We start from the raw sequence: 20,698 nt of genomic DNA, 5'->3' as shown, positions 1-20,698 counted from the left end.
TGCCGTCAGGGGCGCGGGGAACTGCGCGCGCAACCCCGGCGGACCCGCACCCGGTGACGAGCAGGCACCGTCACGGCGCTACGCCCCCGGCGAACACCCGCGGAACCGGGATGGCGCCGCAGGCCCTGCGCGTTAGGGTCCATGAATACGAGGGCAGGGGAGTCCCCGAAAGCGGCTCCAGCCCCGCAGGGAAACGTGAGACGGCCCGGCGCCGTCGTAAGACGAGCAGGTGGATTACGTGACGAATCTGATGCCCTCCGCCGCCGGCGAGCCCTCCATCGGTGGTGGCCTCGGCGACCAGGTCTACAACCGGCTGCTCGGCGAGCGGATCATCTTCCTCGGCCAGCCGGTCGACGACGACATTGCCAACAAGATCACCGCACAGCTGCTGCTCCTTGCCGCCGACCCGGACAAGGACATCTTCCTGTACATCAACAGCCCGGGCGGTTCGATCACGGCGGGCATGGCGATCTACGACACCATGCAGTTCATCAAGAACGACGTGGTGACGATCGCCATGGGTCTCGCGGCCTCCATGGGGCAGTTCCTGCTCAGCGCGGGCACCCCGGGCAAGCGCTTCGCGCTGCCGAACGCCGAGATCCTGATCCACCAGCCCTCGGCCGGCCTGGCCGGCTCGGCCTCGGACATCAAGATCCACGCCGAGCGGCTGCTGCACACCAAGAAGCGCATGGCCGAGCTCACCTCGCAGCACACCGGCCAGACGGTCGAGCAGATCACCCGCGACTCGGACCGCGACCGCTGGTTCGACGCCTTCGAGGCCAAGGAGTACGGCCTCATCGACGACGTCATCCCCACGGCCGCCGGTATGCCGGGCGGCGGCGGCACCGGGGCCTGAGCCCTCCCCGGGCCCCAGCGGGCCCCAGGAGCGCGCCCCAGCCCGCCCCCAGCCGACGCCTCAGCCCCTTCCCAGGAGACACAGTGAACGACTTCCCCGGCAGCGGCCTGTACGACCGCACGCGCGCCGAGTACACCGGCCCGAGCGCCGAGTCCCGCTACGTGATCCCGCGCTTCGTCGAGCGCACCTCGCAGGGCGTGCGCGAGTACGACCCGTACGCGAAGCTCTTCGAGGAGCGCGTGATCTTCCTCGGCGTCCAGATCGACGACGCCTCCGCCAACGACGTCATGGCGCAGCTGCTGTGCCTGGAGTCGATGGACCCCGACCGGGACATCTCGGTCTACATCAACAGCCCCGGCGGCTCCTTCACGGCGCTCACGGCCATCTACGACACGATGCAGTACGTGAAGCCGGACATCCAGACGGTCTGCATGGGCCAGGCCGCCTCCGCCGCCGCCGTCCTGCTGGCCGCCGGTACGCCGGGCAAGCGCATGGCGCTGCCGAACGCCCGCATCCTGATCCACCAGCCCTACAGCGAGACCGGCCGCGGCCAGGTCTCCGACCTGGAGATCGCCGCCAACGAGATCCTGCGGATGCGCTCGCAGCTGGAGGAGATGCTGGCTAAGCACTCCACCACGCCGGTCGAGAAGATCCGCGAGGACATCGAGCGCGACAAGATCCTCACGGCCGAGGACTCGCTGAGCTACGGCCTGATCGACCAGATCATCACCACCCGGAAGATGGACAACTCCTCTCTCCGCTAGGCGGGAGGCTGTATCGTCTGCCGCTCCTTGGCACGGTTTGACGCGGTTCACGTCAAAGGGAACCGTGCCAAGGGGGGCCCGGACGAGGGGCCCGGCAAGGTACCGTCGGACATAAGGCAGCACCAGGAGTCCGCCGGCCGTTGACGTCATGTCGGCGGCCAGGCGTCTCCCAGGCGAAGGGGAAGCACACCGTGGCACGCATCGGTGACGGCGGCGATCTGCTCAAGTGCTCGTTCTGCGGCAAGAGCCAGAAGCAGGTCAAGAAGCTCATCGCAGGGCCCGGTGTGTACATCTGCGACGAGTGCATCGACCTCTGCAACGAGATCATCGAGGAAGAGCTGGCGGAGACCAGCGAGGTGCGCTGGGAGGAACTCCCGAAGCCCCGCGAGATCTACGAGTTCCTCGAGGGCTACGTGGTCGGCCAGGAAGCCGCCAAGAAGGCCCTGTCCGTCGCGGTGTACAACCACTACAAGCGGGTCCAGGCCGGCGAGAACGGCGGCGCCCAAGGCCGCGACGACGCCATCGAGTTGGCGAAGTCCAACATCCTCCTGCTGGGCCCCACGGGCTCCGGCAAGACCCTCCTCGCCCAGACCCTCGCCCGCATGCTGAACGTGCCCTTCGCGATCGCCGACGCCACGGCGCTCACCGAGGCGGGGTACGTCGGCGAGGACGTCGAGAACATCCTGCTCAAGCTGATCCAGGCCGCCGACTACGACGTCAAGAAGGCCGAGACCGGGATCATCTACATCGACGAGATCGACAAGGTCGCGCGGAAGAGCGAGAACCCGTCGATCACGCGTGACGTCAGCGGCGAGGGCGTCCAGCAGGCCCTGCTGAAGATCCTGGAGGGCACCACGGCCTCCGTCCCGCCCCAGGGCGGCCGCAAGCACCCGCACCAGGAGTTCATCCAGATCGACACGACGAACGTCCTGTTCATCGTGGGCGGTGCCTTCGCGGGCCTGGAGAAGATCATCGAGGGCCGGGCCGGCGCCAAGGGCATCGGCTTCGGCGCGCAGATCCGCTCCAAGCGGGAGACCGAGTCCAAGGACCAGTTCGAGCAGGTCATGCCGGAGGACCTGGTCAAGTTCGGCATGATCCCCGAGTTCATCGGCCGCCTGCCGGTCATCACCTCGGTCCACAACCTCGACCGCGAGGCGCTCCTCCAGATCCTGGTCGAGCCGCGCAACGCCCTCGTCAAGCAGTACGAGCGCCTCTTCGAACTCGACGGCGTGGAGCTGGACTTCGAGCGCGAGGCCCTGGAGGCCATCGCAGACCAGGCCATCCTCCGCCAGACCGGCGCGCGTGGCCTGCGCGCCATCATGGAGGAAGTCCTCCAGGGAGTGATGTACGAGGTCCCGTCCCGCAAGGACGTCGCCCGCGTCGTCATCACGGCGGACGTGGTCCTCTCCAACGTCAACCCGACGCTGATCCCGCGGGATTCGCGGGGGCGGGGTTCGGGGGAGCAGAAGACGGCGTAGGCAGCGGCAACGCGGAGGGGGCCCGGTCGAACGACCGGGCCCCCTCCGCGTTGTCTCACGCGCTCGCGTCAGGCCTTGACGCGGACCTCCTTGCGGAGCTTGGCGGCGATCTCGGCGGACGCGGCGGGGTCGGGCTTCTTTCCGGCCGCGATGTCGAGGATGTCCATCGGCATGACCCAGCCCAGCGTGCTGTGGTCGCCCCAGATGCAGTACGTCATGTTCATCTTCTTGGGCTCGTTCGCACTGCCGTCGGAGTTGTCGACCTCCGCCTCCTGGCACTTGATGATCGCGCCCTCCAGGGAGTCCGGCTTGTACTCCTTGGGGTCGCCCTGCATCGTGATGTCCTCGTCGCTGCCGCCCTTCTCGCTTTCCTTCTTCATGTGGGCGAACATCGCGTCGACGGCTGCCTCGGGGTCGTCGATGGTGCCGTAGACACCGGCGAACATCATCTGCTTGCTGGCCAGCGGGTTGTCCTTGTTCTCCGCCGTGTAGGACGCGCTGACGTCCTTGGCGTCCTTCACCCCCCAGGACTCGGCGTCCTTCAGGTCGCTCGCGTCCATGGTGCCGCTGTCGCTCTTGCCCTTCTCGTACTCACCGAGCACGGTGGTGGGCGTCGTCAGCTTGTGCGGCCCGTCGTCCGCGATGTCCGAGCCGCCGCCACCGCCGCCGCCGAACACGAAGTACGCCCCCACGCCGATCGCCGCCACGACGGCGACCGCGCCGATGATCAGGCCCGTCTTCTTCTTCCCGCCGCCCGGCGCCGGAGGCTGGGGCATGCCGTAGGGCTGCTGGCCGTAGGGCGGCTGCTGGCCGTACGGGGCCTGCTGGCCGTACGGCGGCTGCTGCGGCGGGACGCCGCCCTGCTGGGGCTGCTGAGGGTAGCCGTAGCCCGGCTGCGGGGGAGGCGTCTGCTGGGGGTAGCCGTAGCCGGGCTGGGGGGCCTGCGGCGGCTGCTGGCCGTACGGTCCCGGCTGGCCGTACGGTCCGGGCTGCTGGGGCTGCCCGCCGTACGGGCCCGGCTGGTTGTGACTCATTTTCTGGGTTCCCCTCCAGACGCTTACGTGGTGCTGACATCCTGACGCAGGCATGGCGTGCGCAGGTCACCGGGGGCCGCACCGTTACAAACGAAACGCGTTTCGGGACAGGGTCGTGACGCCCGTAAACTGACCCCCGTGACCGAGAACTCTCAGCAGCCGCAGCCCGCGCCCACCACCGAACTGCCGACCCAGTACACGCCGGCCGAGGTAGAGGGGAAGCTGTACGAGCGCTGGGTAGAACGGGGTTACTTCGAGGCCGACGCGGACAGCGACAAGCCGCCGTACACCGTCGTCATCCCGCCGCCGAACGTCACCGGCAGCCTGCACCTCGGGCACGCCTTCGAGCACACGCTCATCGACGCCCTGACCCGCCGCAAGCGGATGCAGGGCTTCGAGACGCTGTGGCAGCCCGGCATGGACCACGCCGGCATCGCCACGCAGAACGTCGTCGAGCGGGAGCTGGCCAAGGAGGGCAAGTCCCGGCACGACCTCGGTCGTGAGGCGTTCGTCGAGCGCGTCTGGCAGTGGAAGGGCGAGTCCGGCGGGCAGATCAGCGGGCAGATGCGCCGCCTCGGTGACGGTGTCGCCTGGTCGCGCGAGCGGTTCACGATGGACGAGGGGCTGTCCCAGGCCGTCCAGACCATCTTCAAGCGGCTCTACGACGACGAGCTGATCTACCGCGCCGAGCGCATCATCAACTGGTGCCCGAGGTGTCTGACGGCCATCTCCGACATCGAGGTCGAGTACCAGGACGACGACGGCGAGCTGGTCTCCATGAAGTACGGGGACGGGGACGACACCATCGTCGTCGCCACCACCCGTGCCGAGACGATGCTCGGTGACACGGCCGTCGCCGTCCACCCGGAGGACGAGCGGTACAAGCACCTCGTCGGCAAGCTGATCAAGCTGCCGCTGACCGACCGCTCCATCCCGGTCGTCGCCGACGAGCACGTCGACCCCGAGTTCGGTACCGGCGCCGTCAAGGTGACGCCCGCCCACGACCCGAACGACTTCGAGATCGGCCAGCGCCACGACCTGCCTGCCATCGCCGTGATGGACGAGCACGCGATCATCACCGCCCACGGCCCCTTCCAGGGCCTGGACCGGCTGGAGGCCCGCTCCGCCATCGTCGCCGCGCTGCGCGCCGAGGGCCGGATCGTCGCCGAGAAGCGGCCCTACGTCCACTCCGTCGGCCACTGCTCGCGCTGCAAGACCACCATCGAGCCGCGCCTTTCCATGCAGTGGTGGGTCAAGGTCGGCCCGCTGGCGAAGGCCGCCGGTGACGCGGTCCGCGACGGCAAGGTCAAGATCCACCCGCAGGAGATGGAGAAGCGGTACTTCGACTGGGTCGACAACCTCCACGACTGGTGCATCTCGCGCCAGCTGTGGTGGGGCCACCGCATCCCGGTCTGGTACGGGCCGGAGGGTGAGGTCGTCTGCGTCGGGCCCGACGAGGAGCCGCCGACCGGTGAGGGCTGGCACCAGGACTCCGACGTCCTCGACACCTGGTTCTCCTCCGGTCTGTGGCCGTTCTCCACGCTGGGCTGGCCGGAGCAGACCGACTCGCTCGCGAAGTTCTACCCGAACTCCGTCCTGGTCACCGGCTACGACATCCTCTTCTTCTGGGTCGCCCGGATGATGATGTTCGGCCTCTACGCGATGGACGGCACCCCGCCGTTCCACACCATCGCCCTGCACGGCATGGTCCGGGACCAGAACGGCAAGAAGATGTCCAAGTCCTTCGGGAACGTGGTCAACCCGCTGGACTGGATGGACAAGTACGGCTCCGACGCGCTCCGCTTCACCCTCGCGCGCGGCGCCAACCCGGGCGTCGACGTCCCGATCGGCGAGGACTGGGTCCAGGGCTCCCGCAACTTCGCCAACAAGATCTGGAACGCCACCCGTTTCGCGCTGATGAACGGCGCGACGGTCGAGGGCCCGCTGCCGGACGCGTCGAAGATGTCCTCGACCGACCGCTGGATCCTGTCCCGGCTCAACTCGGTCGTCGCCGAGGTCGACGCGTACTACGAGGACTACCAGTTCGCGAAGCTCTCCGACGCCCTGTTCCACTTCGCCTGGGACGAGGTCTTCGACTGGTACGTCGAGCTGTCCAAGACCACCTTCCAGGCGGGCGGCGAGGCCGCCGAGGTCTCCAAGCGGGTCCTCGGTGAGGTCCTGGACGTCACGCTGCGCCTCCTCCACCCGGTCGTCCCCTTCGTCACCGAGACGCTGTGGACGACGCTCACCGGTGGCGAGTCGGTCGTCGTCGCCCCGTGGCCGTCGGCTGTGTTCGTTCCTGGGGCTGACGCCCCGGGGGGCTTCCGGGACGCCGGCGCCGAGCGGGAGATCGAGACGCTCCAGTCCGTCATCACCGAGGTCCGCCGCTTCCGCGCCGACCAGGGGCTCCAACCCGGCCAGCGGGTGCCGGCCCGGCTCACCCTCGCGGGCAGCGCGCTCGCGGCGCACGAGGCGGCCGTCCGGCAGCTGCTGCGGCTCCAGCCGGAGGGCGACTCCTTCACGGCGACGGCGACGCTGCCGGTGGCGGGGGTCGAGGTCGCGCTGGACCTGTCCGGCGTGATCGACTTCGCCGCCGAGCGCAAGCGGCTGGCGAAGGATCTCGCCGCCGCCGAGAAGGAGAAGGCGCAGGCCAACGGGAAGCTCGGCAACGAGGCGTTCCTCGCGAAGGCGCCGGACCACGTCGTGGACAAGATCCGCGGCCGCCTGGCCAAGGCGGACGAGGACATCGCCCGCATCGCCGCGCAGCTCGAAAAGCTGCCGGAGGCATAGCCAACCCAGGGGCGCGGGGAACTGCGCGACCAGCCACGACGGCGCTGCACTCGCCGTTGAACCCAACAACCCCTCTCCGTGGGCGCTAGGGGGGCAGGTCGCGCAGCCCGGCGCTCACGGGGTGCCGCCGCGCCCACCCGTGCCGCCCCAGCGGCACGACTGCCCGCAGCGGCGGGTACGTAGACTGGTCCCCGTGAGCGACATCCCCGGCCAGAACGACCAGCCCGACCCCTCCGACCCCGCCAACGACTTCGACGAGATCATCGCGGCGGAGACCACCCGCGACCCCGACCTCGCCGTCATCGAGGCCGGCAGCCGCACCCTGCGCACCCAGGGCGGCCCGCCGGAGGCCGACGTGCCGACGCGTCCCGAGGACCCCGAGGTCGACAAGGCCCTGCGCGAGGTCGAGGCGGAGCTCGCCACCCGCTGGGGCGAGACCAAGCTGGAGCCGTCCGTCGCCCGCATCGCCGCGCTGATGGACGTGCTGGGGGAGCCGCAGCGGTCCTACCCCTCGATCCACATCACGGGGACGAACGGCAAGACCTCCACCGCCCGCATGATCGAGGCGCTGCTCGGCGCCTTCGAGCTGCGCACCGGCCGGTACACCTCACCGCACGTGCAGTCGATCACCGAGCGGATCAGCCTCGACGGCGCCGCGATCTCCGCCGAGCGGTTCATCGAGACGTACCAGGACGTCAAGCCGTACGTCGAGATGGTCGACGCGCAGCAGGAGTACCGGCTGTCGTTCTTCGAGGTGCTGACCGGCATGGCGTACGCCGCCTTCGCCGACGCGCCCGTGGACGTGGCCGTCGTCGAGGTCGGGATGGGCGGCTCCTGGGACGCCACCAACGTCATCGACGGGGACGTCGCCGTCGTCACCCCCATCGACCTGGACCACACCGACCGGCTCGGTGAGACGCCCGGCGAGATCGCGGCCGAGAAGGCCGGCATCGTCAAGCAGGACGCCACCGTGATCCTCGCCCAGCAGCCGGTGGACGCCGCGCAGGTCATGCTTAAGAAGGCCGTGGACGTCAACGCGACCGTCGCGCGCGAGGGGCTGGAGTTCGGGGTCGTCGCCCGACAGGTCGCCGTCGGCGGGCAGCTGGTGACGCTGCGCGGGCTGGGCGGTGAGTACACCGACGTCTACCTGCCGCTGCACGGCGCCCACCAGGCGCACAACGCGGCCGTCGCGCTCGCCGCCGTCGAGGCGTTCTTCGGCGTCGGCTCGCAGCGTCCCGAGCCGCTGGACGTCGACACCGTGCGCAAGGCCTTCGCCGCCGTCGCCTCGCCGGGGCGGATGGAGGTGGTGCGGCGTTCGCCGACCGTGGTGCTGGACGCCGCGCACAACCCGGCCGGTGCCCGGGTGACCGCCGAGGCGGTCGGGGAGGCGTTCCAGTTCAGCCGGCTCATCGGTGTGGTCGGCGCGAGCGGCGACAAGAACGTACGGGGGCTGCTGGAGGCATTCGAGCCGGTCTTCGCCGAGGTCGTCGTCACCCAGAACTCCAGCCACCGCGCGATGGACGCCGACGAGCTGGCCGGGATCGCCGTCGAGGTGTTCGGCGAGGACCGGGTCCAGGTCGAGCCCCGGCTGCCGGACGCCCTGGAGGCCGCGATCACGCTGGCCGAGGAGGAGGGCGAGTTCGCGGGCGGCGGCGTGCTCGTCACCGGTTCCGTCATCACCGTCGGCGAGGCCCGGCTGCTGCTGGGGAAGGGCTGAGGATTTTCCGTGCGTACGCTCTGTGCATCGACCTTGATCGGCGAGTTCTTCGTCATCGGCTTCGCCGGGCTGGTCGCGATGAAGGACCCGGACCTGTCCATGGGGACGGTGTGGACGGTCAGCGGCATCGCCATGTTCCTGTGCGTGGCGCTGTGCGGCGCGGTGACCCGGCCGGGCGGCGTCGCCTTCGGCTGGGCCCTGCAGATCGCGCTGATCGCCTCCGGTTTCGTGGTGCCGACCATGTTCTTCCTGGGCGCCGTCTTCGCCGCCCTGTGGTGGGCGTCGGTGCACTACGGGCGGAAGATCGACGAGGCGAAGGCGAGGTTCGCCGCCCAGGCCGAGGCCGCCGCGCCCGATGCCGCCTGACCTCGGCCGCCGCTGACTGACGCTGCGTGACGGGCGGCGCGACACGCCCGGTAACCTCTGTCATCAATTCGTGCGACGCGGCCTTCGCACCGCGCCCACCGCACGCGCATCACCCGTACGCGGCGCACGCGACGTACGCACAACAGCACACCCGCATATTCCAAGGAGCCCTCGTGACCCAGCGCAGCCTCGTCCTCCTCAAGCCCGACGCCGTCCGTCGCGGCCTGACCGGCGAGATCATCAGCCGTATCGAGCGCAAGGCCGGCTGGCAGATCACCGCGCTGGAACTGCGCACCCTGGACACCGAGACGCTGGAGCAGCACTACGGCGAGCACAAGGGCAAGCCCTTCTACGAGCCGTTGGTCGAGTTCATGTCGTCCGGTCCGGTCGTGGCCATGGTCGTCGAGGGCGAGCGGGTCATCGAGGGGGTGCGCGCGCTGGCCGGCCCGACCGACCCGATCGCCGCCGCCCCCGGCTCCATCCGCGGGGACTTCGGCGTCATCGTCCGGGAGAACCTGATCCACGCCTCCGACTCCGAGGAGTCCGCCGAGCGCGAGCTGAAGATCTTCTTCCCCGGCCGGGCCTGAGGCCGCGACGGCCCCGACAGGCCTCGTAGCCTCCGTCCGGACACGCCGGGCACAACTTTTTTCTGACGCCGCGTCAGCCGAATGGCCCGCCGCGGACCAGGGCGGTCGCGTAGAAGCGACCGCCCTGTGGCATATGCACGCCTGTTCGGGGGAACGGATGCCACCGTTGGCCCGTCTCCACAAGCGAGGCGATGCGCCATCTGCTGACAATGGCGAAGACCCTCGCGCAGTGTTCGCGAAAGCGCGTCTACGATGGAAGCCTCCACGCGTCACTGCACCCACTTCGCCTACCTGAAAAGCCCTCAAAAGCTCCCGGGAAGGCCAGTCGAATCCTGATGGGGAACTCAATGTCGTTCATCGGCCGTGACATGGCTGTCGACCTCGGGACCGCCAACACGCTGGTGTACGTCAGGGGTCGCGGGATCGTACTCAACGAGCCGTCCGTCGTCGCGATCAACACCAACACCGGTGGCATCCTCGCGGTCGGCGCCGAAGCGAAGAAGATGATCGGGCGCACGCCCGGCAACATCGTTGCCGTGCGTCCGCTGAAGGACGGCGTCATCGCCGACTTCGAGATCACCGAGCGGATGCTCCGCTACTTCATCCTGAAGATCCACAAGCGGCGGTATCTGGCTCGTCCGCGGGTCGTCGTCTGTGTGCCCTCGGGCATCACCGGCGTCGAGCGCCGCGCCGTCATCGAGGCGTCGTCCCAGGCCGGCGCTCGTCAGGTGCACATCATCGAGGAGCCCATGGCAGCGGCCATCGGCTCCGGCCTGCCGGTCCACGAGGCCACGGGCAACATGGTGGTCGACATCGGCGGCGGCACCACGGAGGTCGCGGTCATCTCGCTCGGCGGCATCGTCACCGCCCAGTCCATCCGCGTCGCGGGTGACGAGCTGGACAACGCGATCATCCAGCACGTGAAGAAGGAGTACAGCCTTCTCCTGGGTGAGCGCACGGCCGAGCAGATCAAGATCACGATCGGTTCGGCGTACGACCTCGACTCCGACGAGCACACCGAAATCCGCGGCCGGGACCTCGTCTCCGGGCTGCCGAAGACCGTCGTCATCTCCGCCGCCGAAGTTCGCAAGGCGATCGAGGAGCCGGTCAACGCGATCGTCGACGCCGTCAAGACGACCCTCGACAAGTGTCCGCCCGAGCTGTCCGGCGACATCATGGACCGGGGCATCGTCCTGACCGGCGGCGGCGCGCTGCTGCGCGGGCTCGACGAGCGGCTGCGCCGGGAGACCGGGATGCCGATCCACATCGCCGAGGACCCGCTCGACAGCGTGGCGCTCGGCTCCGGCAAGTGCGTCGAGGAGTTCGAGGCGCTCCAGCAGGTGCTGGACGCCTCGCCCCGCAGATGAGGTAACACTTCGGTTCCGCCGTACGAGACGATCTCCTCTCGTGCGGCGGATCGTTGATATAGAGGCTTGGTACCGCGCGTTTCGCACCGCGGGCACCGAATCCCCTGAATTCCTGAACACCGCCACGTAATTGTCGAATTCGACGAGGAAGGCACGGCCGCCGCACGTGAGGGACACGAAAGAGAGCCGGCTGCTCCTGGTGCTGCTGATCGCCATCGCGTTCGCGCTGATCACGGTGGACATTCGCGGCGGGGAGGACTCACCGGTCGACGGCGCCCGGCAGGCCGCGGCCGGAGTCTTCGGTCCGATCGAGAACGGGGTGTCGTCCGCGGTCGACCCGATCGGCAACGCGATCTCCGCCGTCCGTGACTCCGGCGACCGCCACGACCGGCTCGCCGAACTGGAGACGGAGAACGCCGCGCTGAAGGCGAAGCTCGGCAGCGACGAGCGCGGCCGCAGCCGCCTGAAGCAGTTCGACAAGATGCTCGGGCTGGCCGGCGCCGGCCAGTACGGCATCAAGGGCGCCCAGGTCATCGCCATAGGAGCCGCGCAGGGCTTCTCCTGGACCGTCACCATCGACGCCGGTGCCAACGACGGCATCGAGCGCGACATGACCGTCCTCAACGGCGACGGCCTCGTCGGCCGCGTCACCACCGTCGGCCCGAACACCGCCACGGTGCTGCTCGCCAACGACCCCGACTTCACCGTCGGCACCCGGATGGAGGGCAGCGACGAACTCGGCTTCGCCTCCGGCCAGGGCGGCCGCCCCCTGCGCGTCGAGCTGCTCAACGGCAAGGCCCAGGTCGACAAGGGCGACCGCCTGGTCACCTTCGGCTCCCAGGCCGACAAGCCCTTCGTGCCCGGCGTGCCCGTCGGCACCGTCTCCAACGTCGACCCCTCGGGCGGCGACCTGACCCGCACGCTCGAGATCACGCCGTTCGTCAGCTTCACCAAGCTCGACATCGTCGGCGTCGTCGTCCAGGGCCCGCAGAAGGACCCGCGCGACACGGTGCTCCCGGAGAAGAAGCAGCCGAAGCCCACGCCGACCGTCACGGTGACCGCGACCCCCGGAGCCGACCCCGACGGCCAGACCGAGGACGGCGGCCAGGCCCAGGACGGCCTGGCGCAGGACGGTCAGGCGCCGGACGGCGGGACCGGGCAGAACCAGCAGTCCGAGCAGTCCGAGCAGAACGAGCAGTAGGAGCTTTCACCCCATGCGCGTCAACCGGATCCTGCTCTCCGCCTCCCTCGTCGTCGTCGCCCTCGTCATCCAGGTGAGCGTCCTCGCCCGTCTCCACCTGCCCGGCGCCGTCCCCGACCTGCTGCTGCTCACCGTCCTCGGCCTCGCCCTGGTCTACGGCCACGTCGGCGGCGCCCTCGTCGGCTTCGGCGCCGGACTCCTCGCCGACCTGGCACCGCCCGCCGACCACGCCGCCGGCCGCTACGCCCTGGTGCTCTGCGTCATCGGCTACCTCGCCGGACTCGCCAAACCGGAGAACGGCCGGCTCAGGTCGGCCACCGGACCCATGGCCGTCGTGGTCGTCGCCGCCCTCGGCACCACCCTCCTCTACGCCGGTGTCGGCGCCCTCGTCGGCGACACCGCCGCCCGCCACGTCGGCCTGCCCGGCCTGCTGTTCACCGCCGCCCTCTACGACCTGCTGCTCGCGCCCTTCGTCGTCCCCGGCGTCATGGCGCTGGCCAGACGCGCCGAGAACGACCCGCTGGCCGACACCAACTCCGCCGGCCAGAAGCCCGACATCTCCTCCGGCTGGCTCTCCGGCGGCACCGGCCTGCGCATCGGCGGCCAGCGCAACGGACTGCGGGTGAAGGCGGCGCGGGCGCGGGTGGCCCGAGCCGGACGCATCAAGGGGGTCAAGCGGCTGTGACGACGCGGCAGCACACAAGGAGCACGCACTTCACCAGGGGGAGGCAGGCGCGGTGACCAACTCCCACCCGTCTCCCACCACCACCCTCAATCGGAGGGGCTGCGCCCATGACTAACATTCCGGAGACCGGCCGCAGCACACGCGTCCAGACCCGGCTCGTCGTCATCCAGGTCCTCGTCCTCTCCCTCCTCGCCACCCTCGGCGGCCGGCTCTGGTACCTCCAGATCCGCCAGGGCGACGAGTACGCCGCCGAGGCGTCCGGCAACCACGTCCAGCAGGTCGTCCAGCCCGCACCCCGCGGCTCGATCCTCGACGCCCGAGGCGTCGCCCTCGCCGACAACGAGGCGCGCCTGGTCGTCTCCGCCTCCCGCACCGAGCTGCTGAAGATGAAGGACGACGGCAAGGCCGTCCTCACCAAGCTCGCCGGCGTCCTCGGCATGGCGCCCAAGGAAGTCATGGACAAGGTCCGGCTCTGCGACGCCGAGACCCCCCAGCCCTGCTGGAACGGCTCGCCCTACCAGCCGATCCCCGTCACCGACGAGGCCACCCCCAAGCAGGCCCTCCAGATCCGCGAGCGCGCCGAGGACTTCCCCGGCATCACCGCCGAGCCCATGGCCGTACGCCGCTACGCCGCCCCCGGCAAGGCCAACACCGGCCAGGTCCTCGGCTACCTCTCCCCGGTCACCGACGAGGAGATCAAGAAGGCCGAGGACACCGACTCACCGTTCCTGCGCTCCGACCAGGTCGGCCGCTCCGGCCTGGAGCGCCAGTACGACAAAGCGCTGCGCGGCAAGGCCGGCGTCACCCGCTACGAGGTCGACAACCTCGGCCGCGTCATCGGCGAGGCCGAGTCCGACCCCGGCGTGCCCGGCTCCAACCTCGTCACCAGCCTCGACGCCCGCGTCCAGCGGGTCGCCGAGTACGAGCTCAACGAGGCGATGAAGGAAGCCCGCAAGGTCTACGACGACAACACCGGTGAGAACTACAAGGCCGACGCCGGCGCCGTCGTCGTGATGGAGGCCAAGACCGGCCGCATCGTCGCCATGGCCTCCAACCCGACGTACGACCCCAACGCCTGGGTCGGCGGCATCTCCGCCAAGGACTACAAGAGGCTCACCGGCAAGGACTCCAACTACCCGCTGCTCAACCGGGCCACCCAGGGCCAGGCCGCCCCCGGCTCCATCTTCAAGGTGGTCTCCACCTCCGCCGCCGTCGAGGCCGGCTACGACTTCAACGGCGGCTACGACTGCTCCAGCTCCTACTCCGTGGGCGGCCAGGTCTTCAAGAACTACGAGTCCGCCAGCTACGGCTCGATCGACCTCGGCCGCGCCCTGGAACTCTCCTGCGACACCGTCTACTACCGCCTCGCCCACCAGGAGTGGAAGAAGGACGGCGGCAACAACCCCAAGAACCCCAACGACTACTTCTACAAGGCCGCCCACGAGTTCGGCCTCGGCAAGAAGACCGGCATCGACCTCCCCAACGAGGTCAGCGGCCGCGTCCCCGACCGCCAGTGGAAGCAGGACTACTGGGAGGCCAACAAGGACGCCTGGTGCAAGTCCGGCAAGAAGGACGGCTCCTACGTCGAGAGGCTCGCGTACGAGGGCTGCCTGGAAGGCAACAAGATGCGCGCCGGTGACGCCATCAACTACTCCATCGGCCAGGGCGACACCCTCACCACGCCCATCCAGATGGCCACCATCTACGCGGCCATCTCCAACGGCGGCACCCTCTACGACCCCACCATCGGCAAGGCGATCGTCAGCCCCGACGGCAAGGACGTCGAGGCGATCGAGCCCCAGGCCCACGGCAAGCTGCCCATAAGCAAGACCACGCTCGCCCAGATGGACGACGCCCTCGCGGGAGTCGCCACCCGCGGCACCGCCGCCTGGCGGTTCGCCCAGGTCGGCTGGCCCCAGGACAAGATCCCGATGCACGCCAAGACCGGTACCGCCGAGGTCCACGGCAAGCAGACCACCTCCTGGTTCGCCACCTACACCGACGAGTACGCGATCGTCATGACGATCTCCCAGGGCGGCACGGGCTCCGGCGCCTCCGGCCCCGCCGTCCGCAACATCTACGACGCGCTCTACGGCGTCTCGGACGACGGGAGCATCGACCCCAAGAAGGCGCTGCTGCCGAAGCCGCAGGCGAAGCTGCCGACGATCAAGGCCGACGGGACCATCCCCGCACCGAAGATCAGCAAGGACATCGTCAAGGACCTCCTGCCCGACGAGAAGGCCTCCCCGGAGGAGGAGTACGCCCCCATCGACGAACAGCAGCAGGGCGCCACGACGCCGGCCCAGAACGGCGACAACCGCGACACCCGCCGCCACCGGCGACGCGGCGGCGGACGCGGTCGCGGCCGTGGACCCGGCCGGCGCCCGGCGGCCGGCCACGGAAGCCGGAGGGCACACACATGACCGGCGCCAACAGCTTCCACGTGTCCGGGTACGGACCCGAGAAGGCCGGCTGGACCCGGGTCTTCGCCCGGGACGGCATGGCACGGCGGCTCGACTGGCCGATACTGCTGGCCTCCGTCGCGCTCTCCCTGATGGGCTCCCTGCTCGTCTACTCCGCGACCCGCAACCGCACCGAACTCAACCAGGGCGACCAGTACTACTTCCTCACCCGCCACCTGCTGAACACCGGCATCGGGCTCGCCCTGATGGTCGGCGTCGTCTGGCTCGGCCACCGCGCCCTGCGCACCGCCGTGCCGGTCCTCTACGGCGCCTCCGTGTTCCTGATCCTGCTGGTGCTCACGCCGCTCGGCTCGACCATCAACGGCGCCCACTCCTGGATCAAGCTCCCCGGCGGCTTCTCCGTGCAGCCCTCGGAGTTCGTGAAGATCACGATCATCCTCGGCATGGCGATGCTGCTCGCCGCACGCGTCGACGCCGGGGACCGGCCCCACCCGGACCAGCGGACCGTGCTCCAGGCCCTCGGCCTGGCCACCGTGCCCATGCTGATCGTGATGCTCATGCCCGACCTCGGGTCGGTCATGGTCATGGTCATCATCGTGCTGGGCGTGCTGCTCGCCTCCGGCGCCTCCAACCGCTGGGTCTTCGGACTGCTGGGCGCCGGGACCGCCGGCGCGCTCGCCGTCTGGCAGCTCGGCATCCTGGACGACTACCAGATCGCCCGCTTCGCCGCCTTCGCCAACCCGGAGCTCGACCCCGCGGGCGTCGGCTACAACACCAACCAGGCCCGCATCGCCATCGGCTCCGGCGGCCTGACCGGCTCCGGCCTCTTCGAGGGCTCCCAGACCACCGGCCGCTTCGTTCCGGAGCAGCAGACCGACTTCGTCTTCACGGTCGCCGGCGAGGAACTGGGCTTCCTCGGCGCGGGCCTCATCATCGCCCTGCTCGGCGTCGTCCTCTGGCGGGCCTGCCGGATCGCCCGCCAGACCACCGACCTGTACGGCACGGTCGTCGCCGCGGGGATCGTCGCCTGGTTCGCCTTCCAGACCTTCGAGAACATCGGCATGACCCTCGGCATCATGCCGGTCACCGGCCTGCCGCTGCCCTTCGTGTCGTACGGCGGCTCGTCGATGTTCGCCGTGTGGATTGCGGTCGGACTCCTCCAGTCGATCACCGTGCAGAGACCGATGTCGGCGTAGCGGCGCCGACGCGGGGCGGTACGGGGGACCGTCCGGGCCGGGTTAGGCTGGATGGTCCCCCTTGTCAGCACACGAAGGTTCCGTGAGATGCCTGCCGAAGCCGCCGAGTCTGTGAAGTCTGTTTTTCCGCAGCTCGAAGCTCTGCTCCCGCATGTGCAGAAGCCGATCCAGTACGTCGGCGGAGAGCTCAACTCCACGGTCAAGGAGTGGGACTCCTGTGACGTCCGCTGGGCCCTGATGTACCCGGACGCCTACGAGGTCGGCCTGCCCAACCAGGGCGTCATGATCCTCTACGAGGTGCTGAACGAGCAGCAGGGCGTCCTCGCCGAACGCACCTACAGCGTCTGGCCGGACCTGGAGGCGCTGATGCGGGAGCACTCCGTCCCGCAGTTCACCGTCGACAGCCACCGCCCGGTGAAGGCCTTCGACGTCTTCGGCCTCTCCTTCTCCACGGAGCTGGGCTACACCAACATGCTGGCCGCCCTGGACCTCGCGGGCATCCCGCTCGAGGCGGCGGACCGCGGCATCGACGACCCGATCGTCCTGGCCGGCGGCCACGCCGCCTTCAACCCCGAGCCGATCGCCGACTTCATCGACTGCGCGGTCATCGGCGACGGCGAGCAGGCCGTCCTGGAGATCACCGCGATCATCCGTGCCTGGAAGGCCGAGGGCCGCCCCGGCGGCCGTGAGGAACTCCTCCTGCGCCTGGCGAAGACCGGCGGCGTCTACGTCCCCGGCTTCTACGACGTCGAGTACCTCCCCGACGGCCGCATCGCCCGCGTCGTACCGAACCGCAGCGGTGTTCCGTGGCGGGTGAGCAAGCACACGGTCATGGACCTCGACGAGTGGCCCTACCCCAAGCAGCCCCTCGTCCCGCTCGCCGAGACCGTCCACGAGCGCATGTCGGTCGAGATCTTCCGAGGCTGCACCCGCGGCTGCCGCTTCTGCCAGGCCGGCATGATCACCCGCCCGGTGCGCGAGCGCTCCATCACCGGCATCGGCGACATGGTCGACAAGGGGCTGAAGGCGACCGGCTTCGAGGAGGTCGGCCTGCTGTCCCTCTCGTCCGCCGACCACTCGGAGATCGCCGACGTCGCCAAGGGCCTCGCCGACCGCTACGAGGACGACAAGATCGGCCTCTCCCTGCCCTCCACCCGCGTCGACGCCTTCAACATCGACCTGGCCAACGAGCTGACCCGCAACGGCCGCCGCTCCGGCCTCACCTTCGCCCCCGAGGGCGGCTCCGAGCGCATCCGCAAGGTCATCAACAAGATGGTCTCGGAGGACGACCTCATCCGGACCGTCGCCACGGCCTACGGCAACGGCTGGCGTCAGGTGAAGCTGTACTTCATGTGCGGCCTGCCCACCGAGACCGACGACGACGTCCTCCAGATCGCCGACATGGCCACCCGCGTCATCGCCAAGGGCCGCGAGGTCTCCGGCTCCGGCGACATCCGCTGCACCGTGTCGATCGGCGGCTTCGTCCCCAAGCCCCACACCCCCTTCCAGTGGGCGCCGCAGCTGTCGGCGCAGGAGACGGACGAGCGCCTGGCCAAGCTCCGCGACAAGATCCGCGGCGACAAGAAGTACGGCCGCTCCATCGGCTTCCGTTACCACGACGGCAAGCCCGGCATCGTCGAGGGCCTCCTCTCCCGCGGCGACCGCCGCACCGGCGCCGTCATCCGAGCCGTCTACGACGACGGCGGCCGCTTCGACGGCTGGCGCGAGCACTTCTCCTACGACCGCTGGATGGCCTGCGCCGACAAGGCCCTCGCGCCCTTCGGCGTCGACGTCGACTGGTACACCACGCGCGAGCGCGGCTACGAGGAGGTCCTGCCCTGGGACCACCTCGACTCGGGCCTCGACAAGGACTGGCTCTGGGAGGACTGGCAGGACGCCCTCGACGAGACCGAGGTCGAGGACTGCCGCTGGACGCCGTGCTTCGACTGCGGTGTGTGCCCCGCGATGGACACGGAGATCCAGATCGGTCCGACCGGCAAGAAGCTGCTGCCGCTCACGGTCAAGAACGCCGCTCCGGCCGGCTGACAGAGGTGACGTACGTCATGCTCCGCGCGTGACGTACTGTCAGTTTGGGTGGTTTGAACCGTGGACGAGATCATGGAGCTCGGTCTTAGATGGCCGAGGGGGGCGGGGACAGGGTGTTCCTCGTGGAGAGTTGGCGAAAGAACACCCACCGACAAGTGAAAAGCAGTCGGCGTACCGCAACCTTCGAGCCTGTTCAGCAAGATCGACTCCTAGGACTGCAATGAACGCACGCAGCAAGACGACCGCTTCACGCCCGAACCGGCTCAGACACGCCGGCGTTTCAGGGTCCGCCGCGGTCAGGGCCGTCGCGCTCCTCGGCGCGGCGCCGCTGTTGCTCCTCACCGGCGCGCCGGCGCAGGCTGTGGTCGGCGCGCCCGCGACGGACGCGGGTCCCGGTTTCACCGCCCGGCTGATCGTCGGTGACCACCAGCGGGGCTGCTCCGGCTCCCTGGTCTCGCCCGAGTGGGTGCTCACCACCGCCAGCTGCTTCGCCGACAATCCGGCCGCCGACCTCTCCGTGCCCGCCGGCCCGCCCCGGCTGGAGACCGTCGCGACCGTGGGCGGTGACACGCGGGGCGTCGTGGAGCTCCGCCCGCACGGTGAGCGCGATCTCGTGCTGGCCCGTCTGGCGCAGCCGGTGCGGGGAGTGACCCCTGTCGCCCTCGCCACCGCCGGAGCCACCGCCGGACAGGACCTCACCGTGGCCGGTCACGGCCGTACGGCGACGGAGTGGGCGCCCCTCGAGCAGCACACCGGCACCTTCGCCGTCACCGCCGTCGACGGCGCGGACCTGGTCATGAGCGGCAAGGACGGAGCCTCGGTCTGCCAGGGAGACGCGGGTGGCCCGGTGCTGCGGACCGTCGACGGCCGCCCGGAGCTCGTCGCGGTGAGCAGCCGTTCGAACCACGTGGGCTGCTTCGGCGTCGACTCCGCGGAGGCAACGCCCAGCAGCGCCGTCGCCGCCCGGGTCGACGACATCCGCGACTGGGTCACCGCGAACGCGGTGCGGACCCCCGCCGCCGACTTCGACGGTGACGGCCGTAGCGACGTGGGTGTGCTGTACAACAACGGTCAGCGCAGTGACGGTGCCAACCACACGACCCTGTGGACGTTCGCCAGCAGCGGTACCGGTTTCGGTGGCCCGGTGCGCAAGTGGGACAGTGCCACGGGCGGCAGCTGGAGCTGGAACCACTCCAAGGCGTTCTCCGGTGACTTCAACGGTGACGGCCGCAGCGATGTCGGTGTGCTCTACGACTACGGCACCGAGGCCGACGGGACCAATCACACGGGTCTGTGGACGTTGACGAGCAGCGGTACCGGGTTCGGCAAGCCGGTCAAGGTCTGGGACAACGTCGCCGACGGCGGCCCCAGCTGGGACTGGGACCGGTCGAAGGTGGTCTCCGGTGACTTCGACGGTGACGGCCGTGATGACGTGGGTGTGCTGTACAACAACGGTCAGCGCAGTGATGGTGCCAACCACACGACCCTGTGGACGTTCACCAGCAGCGGTACCGGTTTCGGTGGCCCGGTGCGCAAGTGGGACAGCGCTACGAGTGGCAGCTGGAGCTGGGACAGCTCCGAGCCGTTCTCCGGTGACTTCGACGGTGACGGCCGCAGCGATGTCGGTGTGCTCTACGACTACGGCCGCCAGGCCGACGGGACCAATCACACGGGTCTGTGGACGTTGACGAGCAGCGGTACCGGGTTCGGCAAGCCGGTCAAGGTCTGGGACAACGTCGCCGACGGCGGCCCCAGCTGGGACTGGGACCGGTCGAAGGTGGTCTCCGGCGACTTCACCGGTGACGGCCGTAGTGACGTGGGTGTGCTGTACAACAACGGTCAGCGCAGTGACGGTGCCAACCACACGACCCTGTGGACGTTCACCAGCAACGGCTCCGGTTTCGGTGGCCCGGTGCGCAAGTGGGACAGCGCCACGGCCGGCAGCTGGAGCTGGAACAATTCCCAGCCGTTCTCCGGTGACTTCGACGGTGACGGCCGCAGCGACGTCGGGGTGCTCTACGACTACGGCCGCCAGGCCGACGGGACCAACCGCACCGGCCTGTGGACGCTGACGAGCAACGGCTCCGGTTTCGCTGGTCCGGTGCGCAAGTGGGACAGCGCCGGGTCGATCAGCTGGAAGTGGGAAAGCAGCGAGATCCTCTGACCGAGGATCCGGGCGAGGCGTTTC

Annotated in this window: 15 protein-coding genes; 14 read left to right on the top strand and 1 reads right to left on the bottom strand. The window is 69.5% G+C overall.

What is annotated here, in order from left to right; genetic code table 11:
• The first annotated feature begins 250 nt into the window (after nucleotides 1-250).
• The 3 genes from M6G08_RS03975 (at nucleotide 251) to clpX (ending at nucleotide 3,098) form a co-directional block, all read left to right on the top strand.
• The gene (locus M6G08_RS03975; protein ID WP_051005918.1) at nucleotides 251-856 is read left to right on the top strand and encodes an ATP-dependent Clp protease proteolytic subunit; all 606 of its coding nucleotides are present in this window, start codon (nucleotides 251-253) and stop codon (nucleotides 854-856) included.
• Nucleotides 857-939: 83 nt separating this feature from the next.
• Entirely contained in the window at nucleotides 940-1,620 is a 681-nt protein-coding gene (locus M6G08_RS03970; RefSeq protein WP_272585798.1) for an ATP-dependent Clp protease proteolytic subunit, read from the top strand.
• A gap of 191 nt (nucleotides 1,621-1,811) precedes the next feature.
• Nucleotides 1,812-3,098 carry an ATP-dependent Clp protease ATP-binding subunit ClpX gene (gene clpX / locus M6G08_RS03965; RefSeq protein WP_073723047.1) on the top strand — a complete coding sequence of 429 codons (1,287 nt, stop codon included), beginning with the start codon at nucleotides 1,812-1,814 and terminating at the stop codon, nucleotides 3,096-3,098.
• A gap of 68 nt (nucleotides 3,099-3,166) precedes the next feature.
• On the opposite strand, the gene M6G08_RS03960 is transcribed toward clpX, so the two are convergent.
• Nucleotides 3,167-4,132, bottom strand: a complete 966-nt coding sequence (locus tag M6G08_RS03960; protein WP_272585797.1) for a hypothetical protein — start codon at nucleotides 4,130-4,132, stop codon at nucleotides 3,167-3,169.
• Nucleotides 4,133-4,270: 138 nt separating this feature from the next.
• Between M6G08_RS03960 and M6G08_RS03955 the strand changes: the two genes are divergently transcribed.
• The 11 genes from M6G08_RS03955 to M6G08_RS03905 all read left to right on the top strand — a co-directional run bounded on the left by M6G08_RS03955 (nucleotide 4,271) and on the right by M6G08_RS03905 (nucleotide 20,674).
• Nucleotides 4,271-6,922: a valine--tRNA ligase gene (locus M6G08_RS03955; protein WP_272585796.1), complete on the top strand. Its 2,652-nt coding sequence runs from the start codon at nucleotides 4,271-4,273 to the stop codon at nucleotides 6,920-6,922.
• Nucleotides 6,923-7,115: 193 nt separating this feature from the next.
• Entirely contained in the window at nucleotides 7,116-8,639 is a 1,524-nt protein-coding gene (gene folC, locus M6G08_RS03950) for a bifunctional tetrahydrofolate synthase/dihydrofolate synthase (RefSeq protein ID WP_272585795.1), read from the top strand.
• Between the two features lie 9 nt (nucleotides 8,640-8,648).
• Nucleotides 8,649-9,005 (top strand): DUF4233 domain-containing protein, encoded by a 357-nt coding sequence (locus M6G08_RS03945; protein WP_073723038.1) that lies wholly within the window; start codon nucleotides 8,649-8,651, stop codon nucleotides 9,003-9,005.
• A gap of 173 nt (nucleotides 9,006-9,178) precedes the next feature.
• Nucleotides 9,179-9,592, top strand: a complete 414-nt coding sequence (ndk, locus tag M6G08_RS03940; protein WP_073723036.1) for a nucleoside-diphosphate kinase — start codon at nucleotides 9,179-9,181, stop codon at nucleotides 9,590-9,592.
• A 347-nt stretch (nucleotides 9,593-9,939) separates the two neighbouring features.
• The gene (locus M6G08_RS03935; protein WP_007449816.1) at nucleotides 9,940-10,959 is read left to right on the top strand and encodes a rod shape-determining protein; all 1,020 of its coding nucleotides are present in this window, start codon (nucleotides 9,940-9,942) and stop codon (nucleotides 10,957-10,959) included.
• A gap of 166 nt (nucleotides 10,960-11,125) precedes the next feature.
• Nucleotides 11,126-12,160, top strand: a complete 1,035-nt coding sequence (gene mreC / locus M6G08_RS03930) for a rod shape-determining protein MreC (RefSeq protein WP_272585794.1) — start codon at nucleotides 11,126-11,128, stop codon at nucleotides 12,158-12,160.
• Between the two features lie 13 nt (nucleotides 12,161-12,173).
• Complete coding sequence (gene mreD / locus M6G08_RS03925) at nucleotides 12,174-12,845, top strand: rod shape-determining protein MreD (protein WP_272585793.1); 672 nt, start codon at nucleotides 12,174-12,176, stop codon at nucleotides 12,843-12,845.
• Nucleotides 12,846-12,952: 107 nt separating this feature from the next.
• The gene (gene mrdA, locus M6G08_RS03920; RefSeq protein ID WP_272585792.1) at nucleotides 12,953-15,268 is read left to right on the top strand and encodes a penicillin-binding protein 2; all 2,316 of its coding nucleotides are present in this window, start codon (nucleotides 12,953-12,955) and stop codon (nucleotides 15,266-15,268) included.
• Nucleotides 15,265-16,464 (top strand): rod shape-determining protein RodA, encoded by a 1,200-nt coding sequence (rodA, locus tag M6G08_RS03915; protein WP_272585791.1) that lies wholly within the window; start codon nucleotides 15,265-15,267, stop codon nucleotides 16,462-16,464. The genes mrdA and rodA overlap by 4 nt, the downstream gene beginning before the upstream one ends.
• A gap of 87 nt (nucleotides 16,465-16,551) precedes the next feature.
• Complete coding sequence (locus M6G08_RS03910) at nucleotides 16,552-18,510, top strand: TIGR03960 family B12-binding radical SAM protein (RefSeq protein ID WP_272585790.1); 1,959 nt, start codon at nucleotides 16,552-16,554, stop codon at nucleotides 18,508-18,510.
• 220 nt (nucleotides 18,511-18,730) lie between these two features.
• Nucleotides 18,731-20,674 carry a trypsin-like serine protease gene (locus M6G08_RS03905; protein WP_272585789.1) on the top strand — a complete coding sequence of 648 codons (1,944 nt, stop codon included), beginning with the start codon at nucleotides 18,731-18,733 and terminating at the stop codon, nucleotides 20,672-20,674.
• Nucleotides 20,675-20,698: the final 24 nt, after the last annotated feature.

This window comes from Streptomyces sp. M92, assembly GCF_028473745.1.
In the GTDB taxonomy this organism is placed as follows: domain Bacteria; phylum Actinomycetota; class Actinomycetes; order Streptomycetales; family Streptomycetaceae; genus Streptomyces.
Note: the sequence above shows the minus strand (reverse complement) of the source record. Positions and strands in the feature narration are given on the sequence as shown.